Source organism: Bacillus paranthracis, assembly GCF_001883995.1.
Lineage (GTDB): Bacteria > Bacillota > Bacilli > Bacillales > Bacillaceae_G > Bacillus_A > Bacillus_A paranthracis.
Map to the genome: position 1 here is coordinate 1 of NZ_MACE01000038.1, position 25,424 is coordinate 25,424.

A 25,424-nucleotide genomic window follows, 5' to 3' on the forward strand; every position below is an offset into this window, starting at 1 on the left:
ATCCCCTAAAGAATTTAGGGAACAAGTGGTTTAGGTGTTTTGATTGGTGTCCCGTTTTCAGGGTTCACTTCAGTTCATACTAGGTGTTTTTTGTAGAAATTTTATAAATTGATGACTAGTAAGTGGTTTACTGAAATAGTAACCTTGCATATATTTACAGTTGTTCTTTTGTAGAAACTTAAGTTGTTTTTCTGTTTCAATTCCTTCAGCAACGACAGATAGGTTTAACGTATTTGCAAGGGAAAGGATAGTGGACACGATGGCTCTCTCTTCAGGTCGATGATCAGCTAGTTGTGTAAATTCTCTCGGTACTTTTAATGTATCGATAGGGAAAATAGATAAATAAGCGAGAGAAGAATAGCCGGTGCCGAAGTCATCAATGGACGTTTGAATACCATATTCCTTTAATTGTTTTAGCTTGGATAACGTTTCCTTTTCATCGATCATTGCAATTCGTTCTGTTAATTCAAGTGTTACATCTTTTGGATCGACTTTAACGTCTGTTATTATTTGTAAAATGTTCTCGGTTAAATTATTTTGCTGGAACTCTTTAGCTGATAAGTTAACACTTATTTTTAAATCTTTGTAGCCAAAAGTATGCCATATTTTTAGCTGACGACAAGATTCATTTAATACCCAATGACCAAGTGGAATGACTTGAGGAGTCTCCTCTACAATTGGAATGAACTCACATGGCGGAATGTCACCAAGGAGTGGGTGTTTCCAGCGTAGTAATGCTTCAGCACCAATAATCTTTTTCGTCGTAATATCAATTTGTGGTTGATAGACGAGATAAAATTCTTCGTTTACTAAAGCGAGTGGTAAATCTTTTTCAATTCGGGCTTTTCGTTCCGTTTTTTTATACAATTCTTTCGTGTACAGAGAGCTACCATTTTTTCCTTTATTTTTTGCTTCGTACATGGCCATATCAGCATGTTGTAAAATTGATAACGGATCTTCACCTGCTTCAGGATATATTGCAATCCCGATGCTCGGTGAGATTTGTAAATGTTGATTTTCAATTTCGAATGGTTCGTTCATGGCTGCTACAATTGTATCAGCTATTTTTTTTACGTCTGGCCTCTTTTTATAATTTTCGATAAGGATTGTGAACTCATCTCCAGCTAATCGGGCAAGCTTCATATTTGGTGTCGCTATACTTTCGAGTCTTTTTGCTACTGCAATTAATAGAAGGTCTCCTACCCTATGACCGAGGGTATCGTTAATAACTTTAAAGCGATCTAGGTCAAGAAACATAACAGCAAAAGGCATTTTTGATATTTTGGATCGCGCAATTGCTTGTTCTACATATTGATGAAATGCACGTCGATTTGCAAGCTCTGTTAGTGTATCATGATATGCTAGAAAATTAATTTGTTCTTGTTGTTGTTTGCTTTCCGTAATATCTTTAATCATTAAATAAACTCCGGAAATATGATCCTTTAAAAAGATAGGAACAGCTGTCACATGCAAGTAGTAAATATCTCTATTTTTATGATATGCCCGTATTTCTAAAGAAATAGATTTCCCCTTTTTTACGCGATGAAAGGCATTAATGATTTCTTCCAAATCTTCTTCATACGTAAGTGAATAGTAAGGCTGATTTAATAATTCATTCGTTTGATAACCGAGTAAAGTCGTACCAGCGTTATTCACGTTAAGAAAATTACCGTATAAATCTAATGTGAAGATTGGATCTGGATGATGCTCGTATAAAGATTTAAACATTTGTTGGTTATGATACAGTTCATTTTTTTGTTCTACTAAATCTTCTGTACGCAGTTCAATTTGTTTTTCGAGTTCTGAGTTGAATTGCATTTGGGCTAATAATAATATTTTATTTTGTTTTCGAACTAAACTATGGCGTATGAGAACGAAGGAGAAAGTTATCATAAGCCCAATTACTACAATAGGCGCGAAAACATATTCGACTAATATGAAAACAATAAGCATTACGACAGAAATATAAGGTAATGATAATCTGATCGCTTCCCCAAATTTAGGTGTTAATAGCACTTGTTCTTGTTTTTCAGGTTCTTTTGTATGGATAATACATGCGATTGCTACTAGTACTAAAGTTACTTGATAAAGAGGAGTAACTGTAAACATAGAATACTCGGGTATGAAGTATTTGATATAAGCATAAATCGCATCTGTAGTAGCATATAAAAGTAAAGCACTGCCAAGAAGTGCGCCAACCTTTTTGGATAATAAAGATAAAGGCTTGAATAACAGATTAATTCCTATGAGGAAAAAGAGTAAATCGGTCATTGGATAAGTAAGTTGAACAAATATGTCGATATAGGATGTTGAAGAAATGTGAATGGTTCTTTCAATAAGTAAGTAGTAACTTAAAGTGAATTGTGCTGTAACAATAATACAAATATCACATATCATAAAAAGCTTTTCTAATAAATCTCGGTTATAAATGATTTCATATAGAAAGGCGAATGCAAAGCTAATTAAAAAAAGTAAATAAAAAAAGTCGGACGGATCAACGAATGTATAGTAGTCCTTTAAAATTAAACGTTGATAGGCAACGACGATATCCCCGATGAAATAAGAGAGAGTTCCAACGCATAATATCGTCCAAAATAAACGAGGTAACCCTTCTTTCATATTTGAAAAATAAAGTATATAACTACAAGCGATAATATCAATGAATAAAGTACTCATTCCAATTAATATTTGAAAGGGAAATGAGTATTCATATAGAAAAGGCATTGCCACGTAATGAATTACTATAGATAGCAATGTAATGCTTATAAGAATACTTACATGTGTTTGTTTTTTCATCTATCTCACCCACGGTATATACATATAAATTCCTCTTTTGTATTTTTTATAGTTTCTTAAAAAACATATATAACCTATATACTTATTTTGCGCAAGTATAGCAAGTTATAAAAACAGATTTTAATAATTCTCGTTTCTGTCCCCAACATATCGACATAGGAATTTGAAGTTTGCTATAATGATTAAAATAGTTGCATTATTAAGAAAAATTTAAAAATAATAATTACTGCAACTAGGACATATTGTTTACTAAGTGAACTTGTTCTTAATTTAGGGGGGAGGGTTTCACAATGGCAAGTGTATATGAAAATAGTTATATGATCGTTTTGATTTTCTTGCTATTAGGTATATTGCTGCCGGTAGTGGCTCTTACATTAGGAAGGATGCTGCGCCCAAATAAACCAAGTGCAGCGAAAGCGACGACGTATGAGAGCGGGATTGAGCCTTTTCATGATGCGAATATTCGGTTTCATGCTCGTTATTATATTTTTGCTTTATTGTTTGTCATCTTTGATGTAGAAACTTTATTTTTATATCCATGGGCTGTTGCATATGACAACCTCGGTTTATTTGCACTGATTGAAATGCTCATCTTTGTTGTAATGTTGCTAGTTGGATTAGCGTATGCTTGGAAAAAGAAGGTGTTACAATGGTTATAAATTTTGAGGAATTACATCCAAATGAGCGAGCAGAATTAGAACGAAATATCTTTTTTTCTACATTGGAACAGTTGAAAGGATGGGCGAGAAGTAATTCTTTATGGCCGATGACATTCGGACTGGCATGCTGTGCAATTGAAATGATGGGAGTAGGTTCATCACATTATGATTTAGATCGATTTGGGTCATTTTTTCGGACTTCACCAAGGCAATCGGACGTTATGATTGTGTCGGGAACGGTAACGAAGAAGATGGCTCCTATTGTTCGGCGCTTATATGACCAAATGCCTGAACCGAAATGGGTTATTGCAATGGGATCTTGTGCGACAGCAGGTGGTCCATATGTAAATTCGTACGCTGTTGTGAAAGGTGTAGATCAAATTGTGCCAGTTGACGTGTATATCCCTGGTTGCCCACCAAATCCTGCAGCTTTAATTTATGGAATTAATAAATTAAAAGAAAAAATTCGTTACGAAGCAAAGACTGGAAAGCAGGTGACGAATAAATGAGTGATCCTAACAAAGACTTAGAGGATTTAAAAAGAGAAGCGGCTAGGCGTGCGAAAGAAGAGGCGAGAAAGCGTCTCGTTGCGAAACATGGTGTGGAAATAAGTAAACTTGAGGAAGAAAATCGCGAAAAAGAGAAAGCGCTACCAAAAAATGACGATATGACTATAGAAGAAGCAAAACGACGTGCAGCAGCGGCGGCAAAAGCAAAAGCGGCGGCGTTAGCGAAACAGAAAAGAGAAGGGACAGAAGAGGTAACGGAAGAAGAAAAGGCCAAAGCAAAGGCGAAGGCAGCAGCAGCCTCAAAAGCGAAAGCAGCGGCGTTAGCAAAGCAAAAAAGAGAAGGAACAGAAGAAGTGACGGAAGAGGAAAAGGCCAAAGCAAAGGCGAAGGCAGCAGCGGCTGCAAAAGCAAAAGCAGCGGCGTTAGCGAAACAAAAAAGAGAAGGAACAGAAGAAGTGACGGAAGAAGAAAAGGCCAAAGCAAAAGCGGCGGCGTTAGCGAAACAAAAAAGAGAAGGAACAGAAGAAGGAACAGAAGAAGAAAAGGCCAAAGCAAAGGCGAAGGCAGCAGCAGCCGCAAAAGCGAAAGCAGCGGCGTTAGCGAAGCAAAAAAGAGAAGGAACAGAAGAAGTGACGGAAGAAGAAAAGGCCAAGGCGAAAGCGAAGGCAGTCGCCGCCGCGAAAGCAAAAGCAGCGGCGCTAGCGAAGCAGAAAGCTTCGCAAGGTGATGGGGATTCGGGAGATGAAAAGGCGAAGGCAATTGCAGCAGCGAAGGCAAAAGCGGCAGCGGCTGCAAGGGCGAAGATGAAGGGTGCTGAAGGTAAGAAGGAAGAAGAGACGAAGCAGGAAGAGCCATCTGTGAATCAACCGTATTTAAATCAGTATGTTGAAGTTATTAAGGGAAAAGTAGGAGAGGATGCTTTAGTAGATTGCTACATTAATAAACTTTCCAAAGATGTACCAACTCTTGTAGTGGAGCCCTCAAAATATTATGAAGTAATGGAGTTACTGCGATTCCATGAGGGACTTGCATTTGATTATATGTCAGAGCTACATGCGACGGATTTTATGACACATATGGAAGTGTATGTTCATTTATTTTCATATGGAAAGAAACAGTCAGTAGCGGTGAAGGTGAAGTTGGATAGGGAAGCACCGCAAGTGGAATCGGTGACAGCGCTTTGGAAAGGGGCAGATTGGCCAGAGCGGGAAGCGTATGATTTGCTTGGTATCGTATTTAAGGGGCATCCGAATTTATCACGTATTTTAATGCCTGATGATTGGGTAGGGCACCCGCTTAGGAAAGATTATGAACCGTATGATGTGGAGGTGTAGCTAAATGATCCGTACGGAAGAAATGCTTTTGAATGTAGGTCCTCAGCATCCGAGTACGCACGGTGTGTTCAGGCTCGTTATTAAAATTGACGGGGAAATTATTAAAGAAGCTACACCGGTTATTGGATATTTGCATCGCGGGACCGAAAAGATTGCAGAGAGCTTACAGTATACGCAAATTATCCCTTATACAGATCGGATGGATTATTTATCGGCTATGACGAATAATTACGTCATTTGCCATGCTGTAGAGACGATGATGGGGCTTGAAATCCCGGAGCGTGCCGAATACTTGCGAGTGCTTGCAATGGAGCTTGGAAGGATTGCGAGCCACCTCGTTTGGTGGGGGACAAATCTTCTTGATATAGGAGCGGTTAGCCCGTTTTTGTACGCGTTTCGTGAACGAGAGATGATTATAAATTTATTAAACGAATTATGCGGTGCCCGGCTTACTTTTAACTATATGAGAGTCGGCGGTGTAAAGTGGGATGCACCGGATGGTTGGATTGAAAAAGTGGAAGAATTTGTTCCGTATATGAGAGAACAATTGGCAGGGTATCATGATCTTGTTAGCGGCAATGAGATTTTCTTAAATCGTGTAAAAGGTGTTGGTATATATAGCGCGGAGGAAGCGATTTCGTATTCTTTAAGCGGAGCGAATTTGCGGTGCACCGGAGTAAACTGGGATCTTCGCAGGGATGAACCGTACTCCATTTACGACCGTTTTGATTTCGATATTCCTGTTGGGAGCGTGGGGGATGCTTGGGATCGCTACGTTTGCCGCATGAAGGAAATTGAGGAGTCGTTAAAAATTGTCGAGCAAGCAGTCCAGCAGTTCCCGAAAGAAGGAGCAGTACTTGCGAAAGTACCGAAAATTATTAAGGCTCCTAAAGGGGAAGCATTCGTCCGTATAGAGTCGCCGCGAGGAGAGATTGGTTGCTATATTGCTAGTGACGGAAAGAAAGAGCCGTACCGCTTGAAGTTTCGCAGGCCGTCTTTTTACAATTTGCAAATTTTACCGAAGTTATTGAAAGGCGAAAACATCGCCAATTTAATTACGATTTTAGGTGGAGTGGATATTGTACTTGGGGAGGTTGATGGCTAATGATTGAAACGCTCTTACAATCACCTTCTAGCTGGACGAATTTCTTCATTTTTTTCGGATTAGCGGTGCTCCTATTATTTGCAGTCCTTGGCTTCGTTACATATGGTATTTTGACAGAACGGAAAGTGATGGGTTTTATGCAAGGGCGGATTGGGCCAAACCAAGTCGGGGGCCGGTTTGGTCTGTTGCAAACGGTAGCCGATGTTTTAAAACTATTATTGAAAGAAGATAGTATTCCGAAGGCGGCAGATAAACCGTTGTTTATATTAGCACCTGTCATTGCGTTCGCACCAGCATTTATGGTTCTTGCAGTTATCCCATTTACTGATAAATTTCAGTTCGCGGATATTGGCGTAGGCTTACTGTATTACATTGCTGTTTCTGGCATTACGACGATTGGCGTCGTAACCGGAGGATGGGCATCGAATAATAAATATTCCCTTTTAGGAGGGATGCGTGCAGCGGCGCAAATGATTTCTTATGAAATTCCGCTCGTAATGAGTGTAATTGGGATCGTTTTGTTAGCTGGTAGTTTAAATTTAAATGAAATCGTAGCAGCGCAGGAGAATGTTTGGTACATTTTCGTGCAACCAATCGGTTTCGTCGTATTTTTAATCGCAGCGGTAGCAGAGTTAAATAGGACGCCGTTTGATTTACCAGAAGCTGAGTCGGAGCTTGTTTCTGGATATCATACGGAATACTCAGGGTTTCGCTGGGCGTTTTTTATGCTTTCAGAGTACGTATATTTCTTCGGGATGGCATCTTTAATTACAGTGCTCTTTTTAGGCGGATGGAATCCAGTTATGTTCCTTGGATTTATTCCAGGTGCCGTATGGTTTGCTTTAAAGTTTAGCAGTGTAGTTTTTCTATTAATTTGGTTCCGCGTTACGTTTCCGCGTATAAGAGGTGATCAGTTAATGGAGTTTGGCTGGAAAGTATTATTGCCAATTGCACTTGCAAATATTTTCTTAACGGCATTGATTAAGGAGTTATTCTTCTAATCTATGAAGGGGGTGCCAGTAAGAGATGAAAGGGCTATTTAAAGGATTAAAATATACATTAAGCAATTTGAGTAAAAAGAAAGTGACGTATGATTATCCGAATCAACCGTTGCCATTGCCAGATCGTTTTCGAGGGATTCAAAAGTTTTATCCAGAAAAGTGTATCGTTTGTAACCAGTGCTCCAATATTTGTCCGACAGACTGTATTCAGTTAACGGGGAAAAAACATCCGGATCCTACGAAAAAAGGAAAAATTATCGACACGTACGATATTAATTTTGAAATTTGTATTCTTTGTGATTTATGTACAGAAGTTTGTCCGACAGAGGCGATTGTTATGACAAATAACTTTGAACTCGCGGAATATTCACGGGATGACTTATTTAAAAATTTGCAGTGGCTTGATGAAAACGACGAAAACGTCAGGAAGGAGAATAAAGCATGAATGGCGAGTTTATAGCATTCTTTATACTATCCTTGTCTGCAATTATCGGCGGCGTTCTTATGTTGAATTTAACGAAGGTCATGCATATGATGCTAGCTCTCGTTCTAACATTTCTCAGCATTGCAGGTTTGTACTTTCTTTTATCAGCTGAATTTATCGGGGTTGCACAAATTTTACTTTACTCGGGTGCGATCACAATTATTATGATTTTTGGCATTATGTTAACGAAACATAACGCAGAAAATGAATCGCGTCTTACTCTTCGAAAATGGATTATCTTCTTTGCGGTTGTAGCATTTGGGGCCGTTATGTATTTCGCTGTTAACAATATTGATTTTGCAAATGAAAGCACACAAGGAAGTTTACCTCTCCATGAAAAAAACACACTTCAAATCGGTACACTTCTCTATTCAAAATATATTATTCCATTTGAGCTAACCTCAGTTATTTTACTTGTAGCACTTGTCGGTGCAATTATTCTTGCGAAGAAGGATGAGAAAGAGGAGGATTCCAATGAGTAGCGTGCCTGCTTCTGCGTATTTAACGCTTGCGATTATTTTGTTTTGCATCGGTTTGTTTGGAGCTTTAACGAAGCGCAATACAGTGATTGTATTAGTTTGTATTGAATTAATGCTGAACGCAGCCAATTTAAACTTAGTAGCGTTTAGTAAATTAGGTTTGTTCCCAAATGTAACAGGGCAAATTTTCTCTCTGTTTACGATGGCTGTAGCAGCAGCGGAGGCGGCGGTAGGACTCGCCATTTTAATTGCTTTATATCGTAATCGTACGACAGTTCATATAGATGAAATGGATACGCTTAAAGGATAACATTGTGACCGAAAAGGGGGAAGGAAACAATGATCGATTATGCATGGCTCATACCGCTTTTCCCGCTTGTTTCGTTTTTGTTATTAATTATATTCGGGAAGAAAATTAGAGAAGGAAGCAGTGTACTTAGTATTTTCTTCGTCTTTCTCTCCTTTATATTTGCGGTACTTGTATTAATAGAAAGATTTTCGACAGTACCAGTGAAGCATAAGTGGGTATGGCTTAGAGCTGGAGATATTGATATATCATTTGGCTTTGAAGTGACAGCATTAGGGGCTTTAATGTTGTTTATCGTTACACTTGTGAGTTTACTTGTACACGTGTATTCGAAAGGTTATATGAAAGGTGAGGAAAGATTACCAACCTTTTATGCCTATTTAGGACTCTTTACATTTGCGATGCTCGGGCTTGTTATATCACCGAATTTATTACAGCTTTATATATTTTGGGAGTTAGTCGGCCTTGGTTCGTTCTTACTCATCGGTTTTTATTTCTTTAAAGAAGAAGCGAAGGCTGCTGCGAAAAAAGCTTTTATTATGACACGTATTGGCGATGTCGGTTTATTTATTGGGATGATCTTAATTTTCTGGCATGCAGGTAGTTTTGAATATGACGCAATTTTTAGAGCGATTCATACGGGTGATCTGACTCCGACAATGATTACAATAACGGCGATATTAATTTTTATCGGGGCGATGGGGAAATCAGGTCAGTTCCCGCTTCATACGTGGTTACCGGATGCGATGGAAGGGCCGACGCCTGTTTCGGCACTTATTCATGCGGCGACAATGGTCGCAGCTGGCGTATATTTAGTGGCAACGATGTTTCCGCTATTTTCAGCAAGTGCGGTGGCGATGCAGACGGTAGCAATTGTTGGCGCCTTTACTGCAATCTTTGCAGCTTCCATCGGTCTTGTACAAACGGATATAAAGAGAGTACTTGCTTATTCTACAGTTAGCCAGCTCGGGTATATGATGCTTGCATTAGGATCTGCCGGTTATGTAGCTGGTGTGTTCCATTTAACGACACACGCTTTTTTTAAAGCGTTGCTATTTTTGGCGGCAGGAAGTGTCATTCATGCCGTGCATACGCAAAACATTAATAAAATGGGCGGTTTACAGAAGAAGATGAAAGTAACAGGTGCCTTATTTTTAATCGGTACTCTTGCAATTAGTGGTGTGCCACTCCTTTCCGGTTTCTTTAGTAAAGATGAAATTTTAGCGGCAGCTTGGATGAACGGCAATTATGTTTTATTCGTCTTAGCGATAATTGCAGCATTCCTAACAGCGTTCTACATGTTCCGCCTATACTTTCTTGTCTTTACTGGGGAAGCGAAGACGAAGGAAGATGTGCATGAATCGCCCCGCATCATGACGTATCCGATGATTGTCCTTGGCGTTCTTGCAGTCGTGGCAGGCTATATAAATACACCGTGGTTTGGAACGTTTCTCGGGGATTGGCTTACGAAAGATGTAGCATTTAAAGTGCGAGAGGCACACGGACCAGTTTGGATTATGATTGTTGCGACGCTCGTTTCTTTGACAGGGATTGCTCTTGCATATTTCATATATGGCAAGAAATCTATTGCTAGAGATTGGGCTGGTGGCGAGGACTCGCCTCTTTATAAACTTTTGAAAGAAAAATATTATGTGGATGAACTATACAATATGACGGTGCTTCCTATTACGAAAGGAATCGCTCATGTGCTTCGCCTATTTGAAGTGTATGTAGTCGAAGGAATTGCCGTTTTAATAGGGAGTTTAGTGAAAGGGATAAGTGCAATTGGCTCTAGACTCCAAAACGGAAATGTACAAGTGTACGGGACTGTAACAGCTGTTTCACTTGCAGTACTCTTCATTATTTTGCTCTATACGGGAGGGGATTTACGATGAATGATTTGTTATTAACGTTCTTCATTTTTTCCCCGCTTTTAGGAATTCTCTTACTTACATTAACACCGAAAAAAGAATCACGTACAGTGCGAGCGCTCGGTTTATTTGGAACGGTGCTTCCATTCGGAATGGCTATCGTCCTCGCTTGTACATATGCTTCTGGAAGGGATTTGTCTCTATTTGATGAAAAAGTGAAATGGATTAAATTCGGGGATTTTGCAGCGGTAGATAAAAGATGGTTTTCCATTTATTACGAACTTGGTATAGATGGTTTATCGCTCGTTATGATGGTGTTGACGGCCCTTCTAGCGATGCTTGCAGCAATTGCGGCATTTACGATTAAAAGGAATTTGAAAGCATTTTATATGCTGTTACTCATGTTAGAAATAGGGATGCTCGGTGTCTTCGCTGCTCAAAATTTAATGTTGTTCTTTATCTTCTTTGAAATTACATTGCCACCGATGTTTTTATTAATTGGGAAGTGGGGGAAATTGTCGAGTGAAAAGGCTGCTTATAGTTATTTAATATATAACGGTATTGGCTCCGCTATTTTGCTTATCGTTTTCTCGGTTTTATTTGCGAAAACAGGTACAACCAATATTACAGAGCTTAAAGAAATATTAACGAGTGTAGGTGCTGGCGGAGGAATGGCTGTCCCAAATAGCTTACAGTTCGGCTTGTTTCTTAGCATAATGATCGCTTTTGCGATTAAACTACCCGTTTTCCCGTTACATCGCTGGATGGTCAATGTACATATTGAAGCACATCCGGCTGTCGTTATGCTTCATGCAGGTGTTTTACTGAAGATTGGAGCATACGGTATAATCCGCTTTGGCCAGGGGCTATTCCCGGAATACTTTCGCGAGGTTGCAACGCTCATTGCGATTTTAGGAGTCATCAATTTATTGTACGGAGCCTTCTTGGCACTCATTCAAACGGACTTCCGGAAGGTGCTTGCTTACTCTAGTATTTCACATATGGGTATTGTATTAATGGGCCTTGGGGCGTTAAATGCACCAGGTACACAAGGCGCTTTATTCCAAGTTGTTTCGCACGGTTTAATTGCAACTTTACTCTTTTTCTTACTTGGTGTTATAGAACAGCGCTTTGGAACATCAAATATTACAGCGCTTGGCGGACTTGCAAAAAGTGTACCAGTACTTAGCGGTTTTTTCTTAGCGGGAGGAATGGCATCGCTTGGATTGCCGGGAATGTCTGGATTTGTTAGCGAGTTTCTTGCCTTTCTCGGTTTATTCCAAGGGGAGCCAGTTATTGCTGCGGCCGGAGTACTTGGTATCATTTTAACAGCTGTATACGTATTAAGAGCGACACTTCAAGTAACATTTGGTAAGAAAGAGTGGGAAGCGAAAGCTGATATACACGGATGGGAGTATGTTCCTATCTTGCTACTTATCTTCTGCATTATTGCAATTGGCGTAATGCCAGAAATACTAGGGGATCCGCTTCAAAATACATTGAAAACATTGGGGGTGAAGTAGGATGGATATGAATACGTTACTTAGCTTATCGTGGCATCTCATGGAGCCAGAATTCATCATTCTCGGGGCTGCCATCCTTCTTTCCATATGTGATTTGTTTTTTAAGCTGAACCATAGATACGTAGCGCTTGGTGCAATCGCGGCGGTCGTATTAGCAATCTTGTCACTAATTACGCTATATAGCGAAACAGCGGGAGATATTTTAAATGGATCGTTTGTGTTAGATGGATTTTCAAAAGGATTTAAAACGTTGTTGTTAGGCGGGGCGGCCCTGATTTTGTGCACCGCAATGAGCGATGATAAGAAAAATCCAATTGAAGATAAGGGAGAGTATTATTACTTATTTTTAATAGCGCTTCTTGGGGCGATGTTTATGGCTTCTAGCGTTGATTTCGTTACACTTTTCGTCGGTTTAGAATTGCTTTCACTTTCTTCCTACATTTTAGTAGGAATACGAAAAAAGAACCGTGCATCAAATGAGGCAGCCATGAAATATGTCATTAATGGAGGAATTGGAACGGCAATTACGCTCTTTGGAATGAGTTATTTGTACGGTATTACAGGGTCAACCAATATCGTGGATATGCAAAAAGTATTTGCCGGGGAACTGGCTGGTGGTATTCAGTTATTGCTAGCTCTCGCATTTCTACTCTTACTCGTTGGGCTCTCATTCAAAATTGCGACAGTGCCGTTTCATATGTGGGCGCCTGATGTGTATGAGGGAGCGGCTACACCTGTTACTGCTTTTCTAGGGACGATTTCTAAAATTGCTGGGTTTTTACTCATTATCCGTCTGTTCCTCATGGTTTTTGCAAGTGTATCGGTGCAAGGAGACATGCAATCTTTATACGGACGTATGAGCATATACATCGCTGTGCTAGCTAGTATTACGATGATTATTGGAAATGTAGTCGCATTAAAGCAATATAACGTAAAACGCTTATTTGCTTATTCAGGAATCGCGCATGCAGGATATTTACTCGTACCGCTTGTCGCATTATCGCCATTTACGATGGATAGCATGTGGTTTTACATGCTTGCGTATATGCTTATGAATATAGGCACGTTTGCAATTATCCACGCCTTAATCTTACAAAGCGACAAAGAAAATATCACCATCTTCACCGGATTATATAAAAGATCGCCATTTACAGCAATCGTGATGACGATTTTTATTTTATCGCTAGCGGGGATACCAGGAACAGCTGGTTTCATTGGGAAAATTAACATCTTTTTAGGGGCCCTTCATGTAGAGCCAGCTCATTACGTACTAGCTTCTATTATGATGGGGACGACAGTCATTTCATTCGTATATTATTTCCGTATTTTACAGCAAATGTTTTTCCGTACGGGAGAAGTAGAAGAGAAAATTCGGTTGCCACTCAATATAAAGGTTGTGATGAGCCTTTGCGCAATTTCGATTGTAATACTAGGGATTATGCCGATGATTGGATACAATTTCTTTTATGAATATTTTCCATTAATGAAAGATTTCTTCTTCTTAGGGAACGTGGTACAATAGTGAAAATAAAAGGTGTGGAGTCGTTACTCTGCGCTTTTTATTTTGTGTGAATTACAATTGAAAATGCATATAAGTATACGCTTTTAAAGAGAAAAATTACGATGTAACATGTAAGATGCTTATTTGTATTTGAAAAAGTGTGGCTTCTACTTATTATGGTATCGTTTTTATAAGATTTCGTAAGTAGTAGCTAGGTAAAAAGGGGTCGGTTTTTTGGCACATCTTTTAGGGCAACAAGCACTGATTGCCATCGTTTCGCATTTATTGTTTATTACCATTACGTGGTGGGCCTTACAAGGTATTCACATTGAGCGTTTAATGAAGCCTGGAAAGGTGATGCAGACGAGAGTATTACTCATCTTAATTACAATTGCAATTGGGACATCTGTAAGTAACTTTTTCCTTGATTATTTAGGCTATTCAAAGAGTTTAACGTATTTAGTAAAGTAAGTGTATAGAACCTCATATCTCCGTTAACAATGGGGATAGGAGGGGATGAAATTGAAGCTTAAAGCCATTCTTATTGTTGCACTTAGTGTTGTTTTATTTTTGGTTGGGTATAGAGAGATGAAACCAATCAGTGATGAACAGAAGATGGAGGGCATGATCGCATCCTTAGAGAAAAATGATGCGAAAGTAGAGAAATGGTCATGGTTAGCGCGAGAAACAAAAACAATTTCTAATATACATACGTTTCAAAAGTTGTTAAACGATGTGAAGGAGAAGGCGAATATTCAAAAGTGGGAATTAGAGCAATCTCCAGATGGATATAAAGCTACATCCTATAAAAAATTTTCTTCTTATGAAGAACGAGTAGTAGTAACTTGGAGTAAGGAAAATACTAAAGAAAACACTTTCATTATCTTTGAAGTGAGCGGGGCAAAATGGGACCCGAAGTATATTCAAAAAACGAATAAAATTTTTAGTGAAAAACCTATAATTTACACTTGTGTTCAAGGTGTACTGAATGATAAGATTGAAGGTGTTTTGCAAAATAAAACCAATCAGGTTTTGAAAGATCTTTCAGCAAGAGCGATCGAACAGATAGAAGAAAGAGCATTTGTGTCAGTCTCCGCATACAATAAAAAGTGGGATGACGCTCTTTCAACAAATAGAGAGAAAATAAATGTGCAAATAGCAATACGTTCTACAGACAACAAAGATACAATTGTGGTTGGCACACCGATCATAACTTCTGAGTATTGAGTGAATAGATACTGAAAAAAGGACACGGAGGGGAATAATTTGGAAAAGATCATCGTCCGTGGCGGAAAGCGGTTAAACGGCACAGTGCGTGTTGAGGGCGCAAAAAATGCTGTATTACCTATAATCGCTGCAGCCCTATTAGCGAGTGATGGAAAGAATGTACTATCTGAAGTACCAGTTTTGTCTGATGTATACACAATTAATGAGGTATTACGTCATTTAAATGCTGAAGTCGTATTTGAAAATAACCAAGTAACAATCGATGCTTCTAAAGAGCTAAACATTGAAGCACCATTTGAATATGTACGTAAAATGCGTGCATCTGTTCAAGTAATGGGACCATTATTAGCACGTAACGGTCGTGCTCGTATTGCACTTCCTGGTGGATGTGCAATTGGTTCACGTCCAATTGACCAACATTTAAAAGGCTTCGAAGCAATGGGAGCAAAAGTACAGGTTGGTAACGGTTTTGTTGAGGCATACGTTGAGGGAGAACTAAAAGGAGCTAAAATTTATTTAGACTTCCCAAGCGTGGGCGCGACAGAAAACATTATGTCTGCAGCTACATTAGCAAAAGGGACAACAATCCTTGAAAACGCAGCGAAAGAACCAGAAATCGTTGACTTAGCTAACTTCTTAAATGCGATGGGAGCGAAAGTACGCGGAGCTGGAACTGGAACGATTCGTATCGAAGGCGTTGATAAATTATATGGTGCAAACCACTCTATTATTCCTGACCGTATTGAAGCGGGAACATTCATGGTTGCAGCGGCAATTACTGGTGGAGACATCTTAATTGAAAATGCTGTACCTGAACATTTACGCTCAATTACAGCGAAAATGGAAGAAATGGGTGTTAAAATTATCGAAGAAAATGAAGGTGTACGTGTTATCGGCCCAGATAAGTTAAAAGCGGTTGATATTAAAACTATGCCTCACCCAGGTTTCCCAACAGACATGCAATCACAAATGATGGCATTATTACTACAAGCTGAAGGAACAAGTATGATTACAGAAACGGTATTTGAAAACCGCTTTATGCACGTTGAAGAATTCCGTCGTATGAATGCTGATATTAAAATCGAAGGTCGTTCTGTTATTATGAACGGTCCAAACAGCTTACAAGGTGCTGAAGTAGCAGCAACTGATTTACGTGCTGCAGCTGCATTAATCTTAGCTGGTTTAGTATCAGAAGGTTACACTCGTGTAACTGAGTTAAAACATCTTGACCGTGGCTATGTAAACTTCCATAAGAAATTAGCTGCATTAGGTGCAACTATTGAACGTGTAAACGAAAAAGTAGAAGAAGTGAAAGAACAAGAAGTTTCTGATCTTCACGCTTAATTGAAATAGTCTCTACGTCTTTTGACATAGAGGCTATTTTTTTGGGCTTATTACTGTTATAGTCAAGAAATTCTATACTTATGCACGTACCAGTAAAAATATTTAGAAAATTTTCATTTTATATGGTTCCCCTTAAGTATGTTCTAAAAGAAAGAGTTGTTCCATAAGAATGAATGGAGTAAAGCTTTTTCATATTGGGGGAAATAAGATGAAATTTTCAAAGCCACTTTTTATTACAGTAGCGCTTCTCATAGCGCTCGTTATCATTGTACCTGCTGCTCTTGTGATTCCGTTTGCGAAAGCAAAAGTAGAGGAAAAAGCAGCTTCTAAAACTCCTCCAGCGATAGAAAGTATACCAGCTCCAGGGAAAGTGGATACAGCGGTTCAAGTTGCTGTATATCGCGAGAAACAGAAAAAGGTAGAGTCATTACCTATGGAGGAGTATGTGACCGGTGTAGTAGCTTCTGAGATGAATGCCAGTTTTGAAATAGAGGCGCTAAAGGCGCAGGCATTAGCAGCGAGAACATTTGTAGTCCAGCGTATGCTAAGCGGAGGTAAGAAAAACAATGCGGACGTGACAGATACGGTGAAAGATCAAGTGTACAAAAGTAAAGAAGAATTGAAAAAACAATGGGGCAATAACTACGAAAATAATTTGAAGAAAATCGAGGAAGCTGTTTCGAAAACCGCAGGACAAGTTTTAACGTATGAGGGAAAACCAATCTCAGCATCCTTCTTCTCAACGAGTAATGGCCGGACAGAAAATGCAGCCGATTATTGGGGAAATGATTATCCGTACTTAAAGAGTGTAGATAGTCCGTGGGATCAAGCTTCTCCGAAATTTACGAGCGAGCAAACCTTTACCGTAGCTGACTTTCAAAAACGTCTCGGTGTGAAGGTACTGGCAGACGGAAAGGTTGGAAATATTAAAGATCTTACGGAAGGAAAGCGCGTAAAGGATGTAGCATTTCAAGGAAAAACATTAACAGGAAAGGAAGTTCGTGAAAAGTTAGACTTACGTTCTTCCGACTTCACGTGGAAACAACAAGGGGATAAAATCATCGTTACGACGAAAGGCTTCGGCCACGGCGTTGGTATGAGCCAATACGGAGCGAACGGCATGGCAGCAGAAGGCAAGAAATATACAGATATCGTCGCTCATTACTATAAAGGCGTTGAAATAAAGACGATGAACGATTATGAAGGTAAGTTGATGGTGAAGAAGTAGGTGTCAGGGTCTCCTGGCACCTGCTTTTTGTTTAAAATATCATAATTTTCCATTAATTGTTTGGTATAATAAGATAAAAAGTATTTGGGGGAGACAAAATGGCGTTACTGGAGTTGAAACAGTTAGGTAAGACGAACCAGTTACCGGCAGTTGAACTGAAGGTTGAGAAGGGGCAATGTGTTGTTTTGCAATGTAATAACCATACAGCTAAAGTGTTACACCGTATTATTATTGGTGAGGAAGAAGCTTCAACTGGCAATGTGCTATTTGAAGATGAAGTGATTGGAAAGAGAAATTATTCTCGCATCGGCTTTTGTTTTTTGAAAGATGAAGCATATGATCGTTTGAAGGTAAAGGAATACTTCAAGTTCTTAATAGGGCTTTATGAATCAAATATGAGTACGGAAGAAGTTGTACAATATGTCGGCCTTTTAGATAAATTAAACGTTAAAATAGAAAAACTATCATTTTCAGAGAAACGTCGTCTTCATATTGGGCGAGTTATGATTCATAATCCGGATTTAGTTATTTTGGAAGAACCAGAGCAAAATGTAGATACAGAGAGTACGATTATGATTCGAAAAGCAATTATGAAAATGAAAGAGCAAGGAAAGGCAATTTTTATTACGTCATCATTTCTATCGGATGCCCTTTCGTTAACAGAAGATGTATACATATTAAATAATGATGGTGTGAAAAAAATAGAAATCGAACAAGAAGAAGCAGAAGAAGTCGATGAAGAAAAAGTCATTCAAATGATTCCGCAAATGAAGTTAGAAAGAATACCAGCGAAAGTGAACGATAAAATCATTTTATTAGACCCGATGGAAATTCATTTTATTGAAACGCAAAACGGAGTAACCCATATTCACGTTCGTGAAGGTGATTTCGTATGTGTATTAACATTAAGTGAACTAGAAACAAGATTAACAGGTTTTGGTTTCTTTAGATGTCATCGCTCGTACCTTGTGAATTTACAAAGAGTACGAGAAGTGATTACGTGGACTCGTAATAGCTTTAGTTTAATTTTGGATGACGAAAGAAAAAGTTCAATTCCACTTTCGAAAGGACGAATGGATGAGTTAAAGGGTGTAATTGGGCTATAAAAAGTGCTCCAATAAGCTCAAAATATGATTCATTCACCGGTAAAAATACTCCTTTTACCGGTATTTTACTGCGTAAACCCTTTGTTCTTCATATGATGGAGTCAAGAAAAGCGAAGCAAGCAAACGAAAAGCGTTAAAGCGACTTTCATCTATAAAAGAAAAAAACAAAGGGGATGACGAGATGACATTGGCAATTGAAATGAAAGATGTAATGAAAAGCTTCAATGAAAAAACGGCACTTCGAAATGTAAATATTGAGGTGAAGCAAGGAGAGATTTTCGGATTCCTCGGACCGAGTGGATCTGGAAAAACAACAACAGTAAAAATTTTAACTTCTCAATTACTTCATAGTGTTGGAACGGTAAGAGTACTAGGAAAAGATATTACAGGGCCAAGTAGTATCGATTACAAACGAATTGGTATTTTAACAGACAACAGTGGCTTATATGAAAGACTTAGCATTTATGATAACTTACTATTATTTTGTGACTTATACGATTGTAAAAAAGAACGAATCGATGAAGTGCTAGCGCAAGTAAATCTATTAGATGATAAAAAAACACCAGTAAAGAAACTATCAAAGGGAATGAAGCAGCGCGTCACATTAGCTAGAGCAATCCTTCATAAACCAGATATTCTCTTCTTAGACGAACCAACATCTGCACTCGATCCAGTTAACGTACAAAACATTCATAAAATCTTAAAAGACTTAAATAAAGAAGGAACGACGATTTTCTTAACGACGCACAACATGGACGAAGCAGAAACGCTTTGTAACCGTATTGCCTTTCTATGTAGCGGAGAAATTGTAGCGCTTGATACACCAGAGAACCTTCGCTTACAATACGCGAAAGACCAAATACAAGTCGTGTTAAAGGATAAGAAGAAAGAAACGGTACAAAAAGATGAATTAGGTGCAAAACGCATTTCAGAATGGATGAAAAAAGGAGAACTATTATCCATTCATTCTTATGAGCCAACGTTAGGTGATATCTTTATTGAAGTTACTGGGAGGGGATTATAATGACATTTTCAATGAGACGTGTATCAGCTATTTTTAGAAAAGAGGTACAAGATTTTAAGACAAATTCACAAGTGTTGTTAATGGCATCTTTACCAATTATATTTGCATTTATATTTAGCAGGTTTGGGCAAGGGAGTGCAGGAGTTGGTATTATTACTTTAATGGCCTTTCTATTCGTTGCAGGGTTTGTTCAATCAATGGTAATTGCGGAAGAGAAAGAAAAACATACGTTACGTGTGTTAATGCTATCACCAGCTTCTTCTGTTGAAGTCCTTCTTGGAAAAAGTATATTAACAGCATGTTTAACGCTAGGTATTTCTATTGTAAACTTATTCATTTTAGATCAATTAAGTGGAAATTTCTTATTACTAGCATTTGTTTTCTTATGTGGAACAATTTTATTTACTTTAATTGGAACGGTGATTGGATTACTAGCTGATTCTGTCCCACAAACATCATTAATTGGAATGCCGATATTAATGACGATGTATTTAGCTGTGCAATTTGAACCAATGGTTGAAAATAAAGTCATTAAGACAATAATTAGTTATCTTCCAACATCTCATCTTGAAAAGGCAATTAAAAGCTTAGTAGAGGGCGCTGGGTTTAGTAGTATTAGTGGGCATATGATAAATGTTGGAGCTTGGCTTATTGTTTCACTTATTGCATGTTTAATCGTATATAAAAAGAAACAATTAGATTAAAAACTGAGCCAAAACGCTCAGTTTTTTCTTTTTTCTATCATTTCCTCGGAAATTTTACAATTCCTATACATATTTTTACAGATTTTGTCGAAAAGTAATTAGTTATAGGTTGTATAGGATGCGTGAATATTGTTCAAAATGATTGCTGAGGTGATGATGGAATGCGAGGAAGAAATAATAAAAAGTCGCAAAAGGTAGTACATTTATTTCAAAAAAGATGGGTATTTCCGGCACTATACATTGCTTGTGCAGCGGTAATTTTAATGGTTGCGCTATGGTTCCAAGGAGCTAATCCGAAGAAGACTCCGAACCAAGATCAAGCAACGCCGTATACACAAACGGAAGATCCAGCAGTACCAGTAACGAAGTCTTCAGAAGTAGTGAAAATGCCAGCTCCTGCTAATGCGGAAGTAGTTGTACAGAAGAAGTTCTATGAAGATGCAGCAACTGAGGCGGAACAAGAAAAAGCACTTGTCTTTTATAACAACACATATTCCCCGAACAAAGGAATTGACATTGCTGCGAAGAATGGAAAAGAATTCAATGTTACAGCTGCTTTAAGTGGTACAGTAACGAAAGCTGAAAAAGATTCACTTCTTGGTTATGTTGTAACAGTTGATAGCGGAAATGGTGTAGCAGCTTCTTATCAAAGCTTAGGCAGTGTGAAAGTAGAAAAAGGTGCACGAGTTGTACAAGGTGAAGTATTAGGAAAATCCGGTCTAAGTGCAATGAATAAAGAAGCAGGTTCTCACGTTCACTTTGAAGTACGTAAAGACAATGTGGCTGTGAACCCTGAGCGCTACTTAAATAAGTCAGTAGCAGAAATTAAAGCTGATGCAGGTGCTGCAAAGGCAACGAACGCTTCTGGAAAAAAAGCTGATGACAAATCTCAAAAAGAAGAAAAGTCAACGAGCACGAAACCAGAAAGTAAAACAGAAGACAAGTCTCAAAAAGAAGAGAAATCAACTAGCGGTTCAACTAGTGACAAAAAAGAAGAACCGAAGAAAGAAGAAAAATCAACAAATGGTTCTACAGAATCATCTAACAGTTCTTCTTCACAAGAATAAGAAAGTGAAAAAATCAGTTCTCACTAGGAGAGCTGATTTTTTTATTTCTATATAAAAATACTCAATTTCGAGAAAAAAGTTGCAATAACAAGGAAAAATGACGAGATTCACGAATATATATTACAAAAAGGAGGGGATACTGTGTCATTTTTGTTTGTTCTGTCGACTGCTATTATTTTATTGTTTGTTTTATTTACTTTATATTATTACATTGCCGGTAAGAAAGAGGTTCCCCACCATCAATTGTTAGAAGAAGAGTTAGAACGAGAAGAATGACGCCTTGTATACAAGGTGTCATTTTTTTCGCCAAAATAGTCACTGTTAACGTATTTCTCACAAAAAAATGTAATTTTTCTTAACTTAGTCCGCAAAAATAGTGAACATGTAGCATATATCAGTAGTGCGGGCAATACAATGGTATAAACCAAAGCAAAGAGAGTGTTTGAGGTGAGAAATCGTGAATCATTTCATTATAAATCCAAGAATGTTTAACGCTTACAAACAGCACTCACACTTACTTCTTAGTCGTATGCAGCGAGGCTCATTTCACCCTTCTCACATCCAATTTAGGGAGGCGAGTGGTGTGCACGATTACATCAAAGAGAGAACTATCAAGATTGGTAAGTATATCGTGGAGACAAGAAAGACAGTGCGTGTCATTGCAAAGGAATTTGGGGTATCAAAGAGTACAGTCCATAAAGATTTAACGGAACGTCTACCAGAAATTAATCCAGAGCTCGCAAATGAAGTGAAAGAAATTCTTGATTATCATAAGTCTATTCGTCATTTAAGAGGCGGAGAAGCAACAAAACAAAAGTATAGAAAAGAAGATGTAGAAAAGCCGGTACGTCAATAAATATGCGATCGCAAACATTCCGTTTCAATTCGGTAATATTTTTCAGAAAAATTCTTTTTGCGAATATTACGTTTCTGTTAAATTTATGATAAAATCAGAAATTAGGTGTAAAAGAATTCGGGTGTAACCTGATTTTGAATATCGAGGAGGAAAAAACGGGAATGTTTGCGCGAGATATCGGAATTGACCTAGGTACGGCTAACGTATTAATCCATGTTAAAGGTAAGGGTATTGTATTAAATGAGCCATCTGTTGTTGCTATTGATCGTAACACAGGTAAAGTATTAGCAGTAGGTGAAGAAGCAAGAAGTATGGTGGGACGTACGCCTGGTAATATTGTAGCCATTCGTCCACTAAAAGATGGTGTAATCGCAGATTTCGAAATTACAGAAGCGATGTTAAAGTATTTCATTAACAAATTGGACGTAAAGAGCTTCTTTTCAAAACCTCGCATTTTAATTTGTTGTCCAACAAATATCACATCAGTAGAACAAAAAGCAATTCGTGAGGCTGCTGAACGTTCAGGTGGTAAAACGGTATTTTTAGAAGAAGAACCAAAAGTAGCCGCAGTTGGTGCTGGTATGGAAATCTTCCAACCAAGCGGTAACATGGTTGTTGATATTGGTGGAGGTACAACAGATATCGCTGTACTATCTATGGGTGATATTGTTACCTCTTCCTCTATCAAAATGGCTGGCGATAAGTTTGATATGGAGATCTTAAACTACATTAAACGTAAGTATAAGCTATTAATTGGAGAACGTACTTCAGAAGATATTAAAATTAAAGTTGGTACAGTATTCCCAGGTGCACGTAGCGAAGAACTTGAAATTCGCGGACGTGACATGGTAACAGGTTTACCACGTACAATTACAGTATGCTCAGAAGAAATTACAGAAGCATTAAAAGAAAATGCGGCTGTTATTGTACAAGCTGCAAAAGGCGTACTAGAGCGCACACCACCAGAACTATCAGCGGACATCATCGACCGCGGTGTGATTCTAACAGGCGGTGGAGCTTTACTACACGGTATCGACATGCTTCTAGCAGAAGAACTAAAAGTACCAGTATTAATTGCTGAAAACCCAATGCACTGCGTTGCGGTTGGTACAGGTATTATGTTAGAGAATATCGATAGATTACCAAAGCGTGCTTTACGATAAAGTGAAAGGAACTAAGGTGTAAACCTTAGTTCTTTTTTTGTATTTTTATTTTTTTATTTCGATTTTTTGAGAAAATAGAAGAAAAATAAAGAAAAACGAAGAATATAGGTAAAATATTCATATATATGGTTAAATTTAATATTTCCGTATTTGAAAACGTTTGTAATATAATGAGTCGAATACGACATTAAGGCAAATCATGTTCAAATACATATTGCCTTTCCCTAATCTGGGCATACACTCTTTTCTACCTCCGTGTCAGTTGCAAGGATATGCAACTATTTTAAGAGAATAGAGTGTATGCATTTTTTTATAAATAGGAAGTAAAGTTTCACTTTATAATGACAAACAATAAACAAAATGGGATAATAAACAATATGTCCAAGTGGTAAGACCAATATTACAAAAGGGGCGATTGTTATATGCTAAATATAGAACAAATTAAAGAAATCATTCCTCACCGCTATCCATTTTTACTTGTTGATAAAATATTAGAAGTAGATGAAGGGAAAAGAGCGGTTGGAATTAAAAATGTATCCGCAAACGAAGAATTCTTTAACGGGCACTTCCCTGACTACGCAGTTATGCCTGGTGTACTTATTGTAGAAGCATTGGCACAAGTTGGAGCAGTTGCTGTATTAAAGAAAGAAGAAAACCGCGGAAGACTTGCTTTCTTCGCAGGTATCGACAATTGTCGTTTCAAAAAACAAGTACGTCCAGGTGATCAACTTCGTCTAGAAGTAGAAATGACACGTGTACGTGGTCCAATCGGAAAAGGAAAAGCAATCGCAACAGTAGATGGTGAAATTGCTTGTGAAGCTGAAATTACATTTGCGATTGGTGATAAAAAAGAATAGATGTGAATTAAAAAAATTCTTCTGCAACATGCAGGAGAATTTTTTTAATTTATATATCTTTTATCCGAAATGTTAAAATACAGATTAATCAGAATTCTTGTTGTAAATGAATGGAAGTTCGTATATAATGACGCTATAAATATCTTGAAATTAAGATAAATGATAGCACGATAAAAATAGAGATGTCGTTGTCACATTATAGAAGGTGTGGGATAGGACAAAGATTATTCTGATTCGTTATGATGAAGAGTAGAGGGATGTAATGGAGAAATTTAACGGTAGAAGTAAATAAAAAATTGGCGTAGCATATCGAGCATAAAAGAGAAAAAGTGGAAAATGTCGTATTCTGAAAAAAGGAGACCATAACATGTTCGGAAGAAAGAAAAGAAAGCCATTAAGACAATTAATTACACATAAAGAGCCTAAATCACGCATTACGGAACAGTACCGTAATATCCGTACAAATATTGAATTTACATCTGTAGATAACCATATTCGTTCTATCATTGTCACTTCGGCAGATCCAGGTGATGGGAAAACAACGACCATTTCTAATCTAGCAGTTGTTTTTGGACAACAAGGTAAAAAAGTATTGTTAATTGGAGCTGACTTACGTAAGCCAACATTGCAAAATTTATTCGCTGCACACAATCCAAATGGATTAACGAATTTATTATCAGGACAAGCATCATTTGTGCAATGTATTCAAAAAACAGACATAGAGAACGTATATGTTATGTCAGCGGGTCCAATCCCACCAAACCCAGCAGAGCTACTTGGGTATCGTAAAATGGACGAATTACTTCTAGAGGCATATAACATGTTTGATATCGTTTTGATTGATACACCACCTGTATTGGCCGTTACAGATGCACAAATACTCGCTAATAAATGTGATGGAGTTATATTAGTAGCACGCAGTGAAAAAACAGAAAAAGATAAACTAATAAAAGCGAAACAAATATTAGATAAAGCATCGGGAAAACTACTTGGTGTTATATTAAACGATAAAAGAGAAGAACAAGAACAATATGGATATTATTAGAAAATAATGTATGAAATAGTATTTTTTAAAGCTAGTAATTTTTTGCTAGCTTTTTTGAATTGTTTTAAAATTTGGTATCGTATTATATAAAAAACATGATATAATGGAATTTTTGGCAAATTGATGGAATGTGTTGTCATATTTAAGATTATTTTGTAAGATTATATATGTTTTTAAATAACAATCGTACATAGATATTACTAAAATAAAAAAATGTAAGATTATATGTTATAA

At 37.9% G+C, this 25,424-nt stretch carries 25 protein-coding genes; 24 read left to right on the forward strand and 1 reads right to left on the reverse strand.

Going from position 1 to position 25,424, the window contains the following annotated elements; all coding sequences use genetic code 11:
- Positions 1–69: 69 nt before the first annotated feature.
- Positions 70–2,796, reverse strand: coding sequence for a putative bifunctional diguanylate cyclase/phosphodiesterase (locus BAQ46_RS14610; RefSeq protein ID WP_071742077.1), 2,727 nt, complete (start codon positions 2,794–2,796; stop codon positions 70–72).
- Positions 2,797–3,086: 290 nt separating this feature from the next.
- On the opposite strand from BAQ46_RS14610, the gene nuoA reads away from it, so the two are divergent.
- The 24 genes from nuoA (at position 3,087) to BAQ46_RS14730 (ending at position 25,190) form a co-directional block, all read left to right on the forward strand.
- Complete coding sequence (nuoA, locus tag BAQ46_RS14615; RefSeq protein ID WP_000179275.1) at positions 3,087–3,455, forward strand: NADH-quinone oxidoreductase subunit NuoA; 369 nt, start codon at positions 3,087–3,089, stop codon at positions 3,453–3,455.
- On the forward strand, positions 3,446–3,964 hold the full coding sequence (gene nuoB, locus BAQ46_RS14620) for an NADH-quinone oxidoreductase subunit NuoB (RefSeq protein WP_000236331.1): 519 nt from the start codon (positions 3,446–3,448) through the stop codon (positions 3,962–3,964). Before nuoA ends, nuoB begins: the two co-directional genes overlap by 10 nt.
- Positions 3,961–5,298, forward strand: coding sequence for an NADH-quinone oxidoreductase subunit C (locus BAQ46_RS14625; protein ID WP_071742078.1), 1,338 nt, complete (start codon positions 3,961–3,963; stop codon positions 5,296–5,298). The genes nuoB and BAQ46_RS14625 overlap by 4 nt, the downstream gene beginning before the upstream one ends.
- Before the next feature lie 4 nt (positions 5,299–5,302).
- Entirely contained in the window at positions 5,303–6,403 is a 1,101-nt protein-coding gene (nuoD, locus tag BAQ46_RS14630; protein WP_071742079.1) for an NADH-quinone oxidoreductase subunit NuoD, read from the forward strand.
- Positions 6,403–7,404, forward strand: a complete 1,002-nt coding sequence (gene nuoH / locus BAQ46_RS14635; protein WP_071742080.1) for an NADH-quinone oxidoreductase subunit NuoH — start codon at positions 6,403–6,405, stop codon at positions 7,402–7,404. The genes nuoD and nuoH overlap by 1 nt, the downstream gene beginning before the upstream one ends.
- 25 nt (positions 7,405–7,429) lie before the next feature.
- Complete coding sequence (gene nuoI, locus BAQ46_RS14640; RefSeq protein ID WP_000677191.1) at positions 7,430–7,849, forward strand: NADH-quinone oxidoreductase subunit NuoI; 420 nt, start codon at positions 7,430–7,432, stop codon at positions 7,847–7,849.
- On the forward strand, positions 7,846–8,370 hold the full coding sequence (locus BAQ46_RS14645) for an NADH-quinone oxidoreductase subunit J (protein WP_001012803.1): 525 nt from the start codon (positions 7,846–7,848) through the stop codon (positions 8,368–8,370). The genes nuoI and BAQ46_RS14645 overlap by 4 nt, the downstream gene beginning before the upstream one ends.
- Positions 8,363–8,677 carry an NADH-quinone oxidoreductase subunit NuoK gene (gene nuoK, locus BAQ46_RS14650; RefSeq protein WP_071742081.1) on the forward strand — a complete coding sequence of 105 codons (315 nt, stop codon included), beginning with the start codon at positions 8,363–8,365 and terminating at the stop codon, positions 8,675–8,677. Before BAQ46_RS14645 ends, nuoK begins: the two co-directional genes overlap by 8 nt.
- 29 nt (positions 8,678–8,706) lie before the next feature.
- Positions 8,707–10,569 carry an NADH-quinone oxidoreductase subunit L gene (gene nuoL / locus BAQ46_RS14655; RefSeq protein ID WP_071742082.1) on the forward strand — a complete coding sequence of 621 codons (1,863 nt, stop codon included), beginning with the start codon at positions 8,707–8,709 and terminating at the stop codon, positions 10,567–10,569.
- Positions 10,566–12,068: an NADH-quinone oxidoreductase subunit M gene (locus tag BAQ46_RS14660; protein WP_071742083.1), complete on the forward strand. Its 1,503-nt coding sequence runs from the start codon at positions 10,566–10,568 to the stop codon at positions 12,066–12,068. The genes nuoL and BAQ46_RS14660 overlap by 4 nt, the downstream gene beginning before the upstream one ends.
- Before the next feature lie 7 nt (positions 12,069–12,075).
- The gene (nuoN, locus tag BAQ46_RS14665) at positions 12,076–13,590 is read left to right on the forward strand and encodes an NADH-quinone oxidoreductase subunit NuoN (protein ID WP_071742106.1); all 1,515 of its coding nucleotides are present in this window, start codon (positions 12,076–12,078) and stop codon (positions 13,588–13,590) included.
- Between the two features lie 213 nt (positions 13,591–13,803).
- On the forward strand, positions 13,804–14,040 hold the full coding sequence (locus BAQ46_RS14670; RefSeq protein WP_000940742.1) for a DUF1146 family protein: 237 nt from the start codon (positions 13,804–13,806) through the stop codon (positions 14,038–14,040).
- Between the two features lie 51 nt (positions 14,041–14,091).
- On the forward strand, positions 14,092–14,796 hold the full coding sequence (locus tag BAQ46_RS14675; protein ID WP_000767901.1) for a YwmB family TATA-box binding protein: 705 nt from the start codon (positions 14,092–14,094) through the stop codon (positions 14,794–14,796).
- 39 nt (positions 14,797–14,835) lie between these two features.
- On the forward strand, positions 14,836–16,140 hold the full coding sequence (murA, locus tag BAQ46_RS14680) for a UDP-N-acetylglucosamine 1-carboxyvinyltransferase (RefSeq protein ID WP_061131866.1): 1,305 nt from the start codon (positions 14,836–14,838) through the stop codon (positions 16,138–16,140).
- Positions 16,141–16,348: 208 nt separating this feature from the next.
- Positions 16,349–17,368, forward strand: coding sequence for a stage II sporulation protein D (gene spoIID / locus BAQ46_RS14685; RefSeq protein ID WP_044791935.1), 1,020 nt, complete (start codon positions 16,349–16,351; stop codon positions 17,366–17,368).
- Between the two features lie 98 nt (positions 17,369–17,466).
- Positions 17,467–18,474, forward strand: coding sequence for a LytTR family transcriptional regulator DNA-binding domain-containing protein (locus BAQ46_RS14690; RefSeq protein WP_071742084.1), 1,008 nt, complete (start codon positions 17,467–17,469; stop codon positions 18,472–18,474).
- 181 nt (positions 18,475–18,655) lie between these two features.
- Positions 18,656–19,498, forward strand: coding sequence for an ABC transporter ATP-binding protein (locus tag BAQ46_RS14695; RefSeq protein ID WP_000170856.1), 843 nt, complete (start codon positions 18,656–18,658; stop codon positions 19,496–19,498).
- On the forward strand, positions 19,498–20,202 hold the full coding sequence (locus BAQ46_RS14700; RefSeq protein WP_071742085.1) for an ABC transporter permease: 705 nt from the start codon (positions 19,498–19,500) through the stop codon (positions 20,200–20,202). The genes BAQ46_RS14695 and BAQ46_RS14700 overlap by 1 nt, the downstream gene beginning before the upstream one ends.
- Positions 20,203–20,363: 161 nt before the next feature.
- Positions 20,364–21,269: a stage II sporulation protein SpoIIQ gene (spoIIQ, locus tag BAQ46_RS14705; RefSeq protein WP_001214941.1), complete on the forward strand. Its 906-nt coding sequence runs from the start codon at positions 20,364–20,366 to the stop codon at positions 21,267–21,269.
- A 141-nt stretch (positions 21,270–21,410) separates the two neighbouring features.
- On the forward strand, positions 21,411–21,545 hold the full coding sequence (locus tag BAQ46_RS14710) for a hypothetical protein (protein ID WP_000008903.1): 135 nt from the start codon (positions 21,411–21,413) through the stop codon (positions 21,543–21,545).
- 307 nt (positions 21,546–21,852) lie between these two features.
- Positions 21,853–22,125, forward strand: coding sequence for a sporulation transcriptional regulator SpoIIID (spoIIID, locus tag BAQ46_RS14715; protein WP_000544012.1), 273 nt, complete (start codon positions 21,853–21,855; stop codon positions 22,123–22,125).
- A gap of 161 nt (positions 22,126–22,286) precedes the next feature.
- Positions 22,287–23,288, forward strand: coding sequence for a rod shape-determining protein (gene mreB, locus BAQ46_RS14720; RefSeq protein WP_000457987.1), 1,002 nt, complete (start codon positions 22,287–22,289; stop codon positions 23,286–23,288).
- Between the two features lie 422 nt (positions 23,289–23,710).
- Positions 23,711–24,145, forward strand: coding sequence for a 3-hydroxyacyl-ACP dehydratase FabZ (gene fabZ / locus BAQ46_RS14725; RefSeq protein ID WP_000931956.1), 435 nt, complete (start codon positions 23,711–23,713; stop codon positions 24,143–24,145).
- Positions 24,146–24,512: 367 nt separating this feature from the next.
- Positions 24,513–25,190, forward strand: coding sequence for a CpsD/CapB family tyrosine-protein kinase (locus tag BAQ46_RS14730; protein ID WP_000467939.1), 678 nt, complete (start codon positions 24,513–24,515; stop codon positions 25,188–25,190).
- Positions 25,191–25,424: the final 234 nt, after the last annotated feature.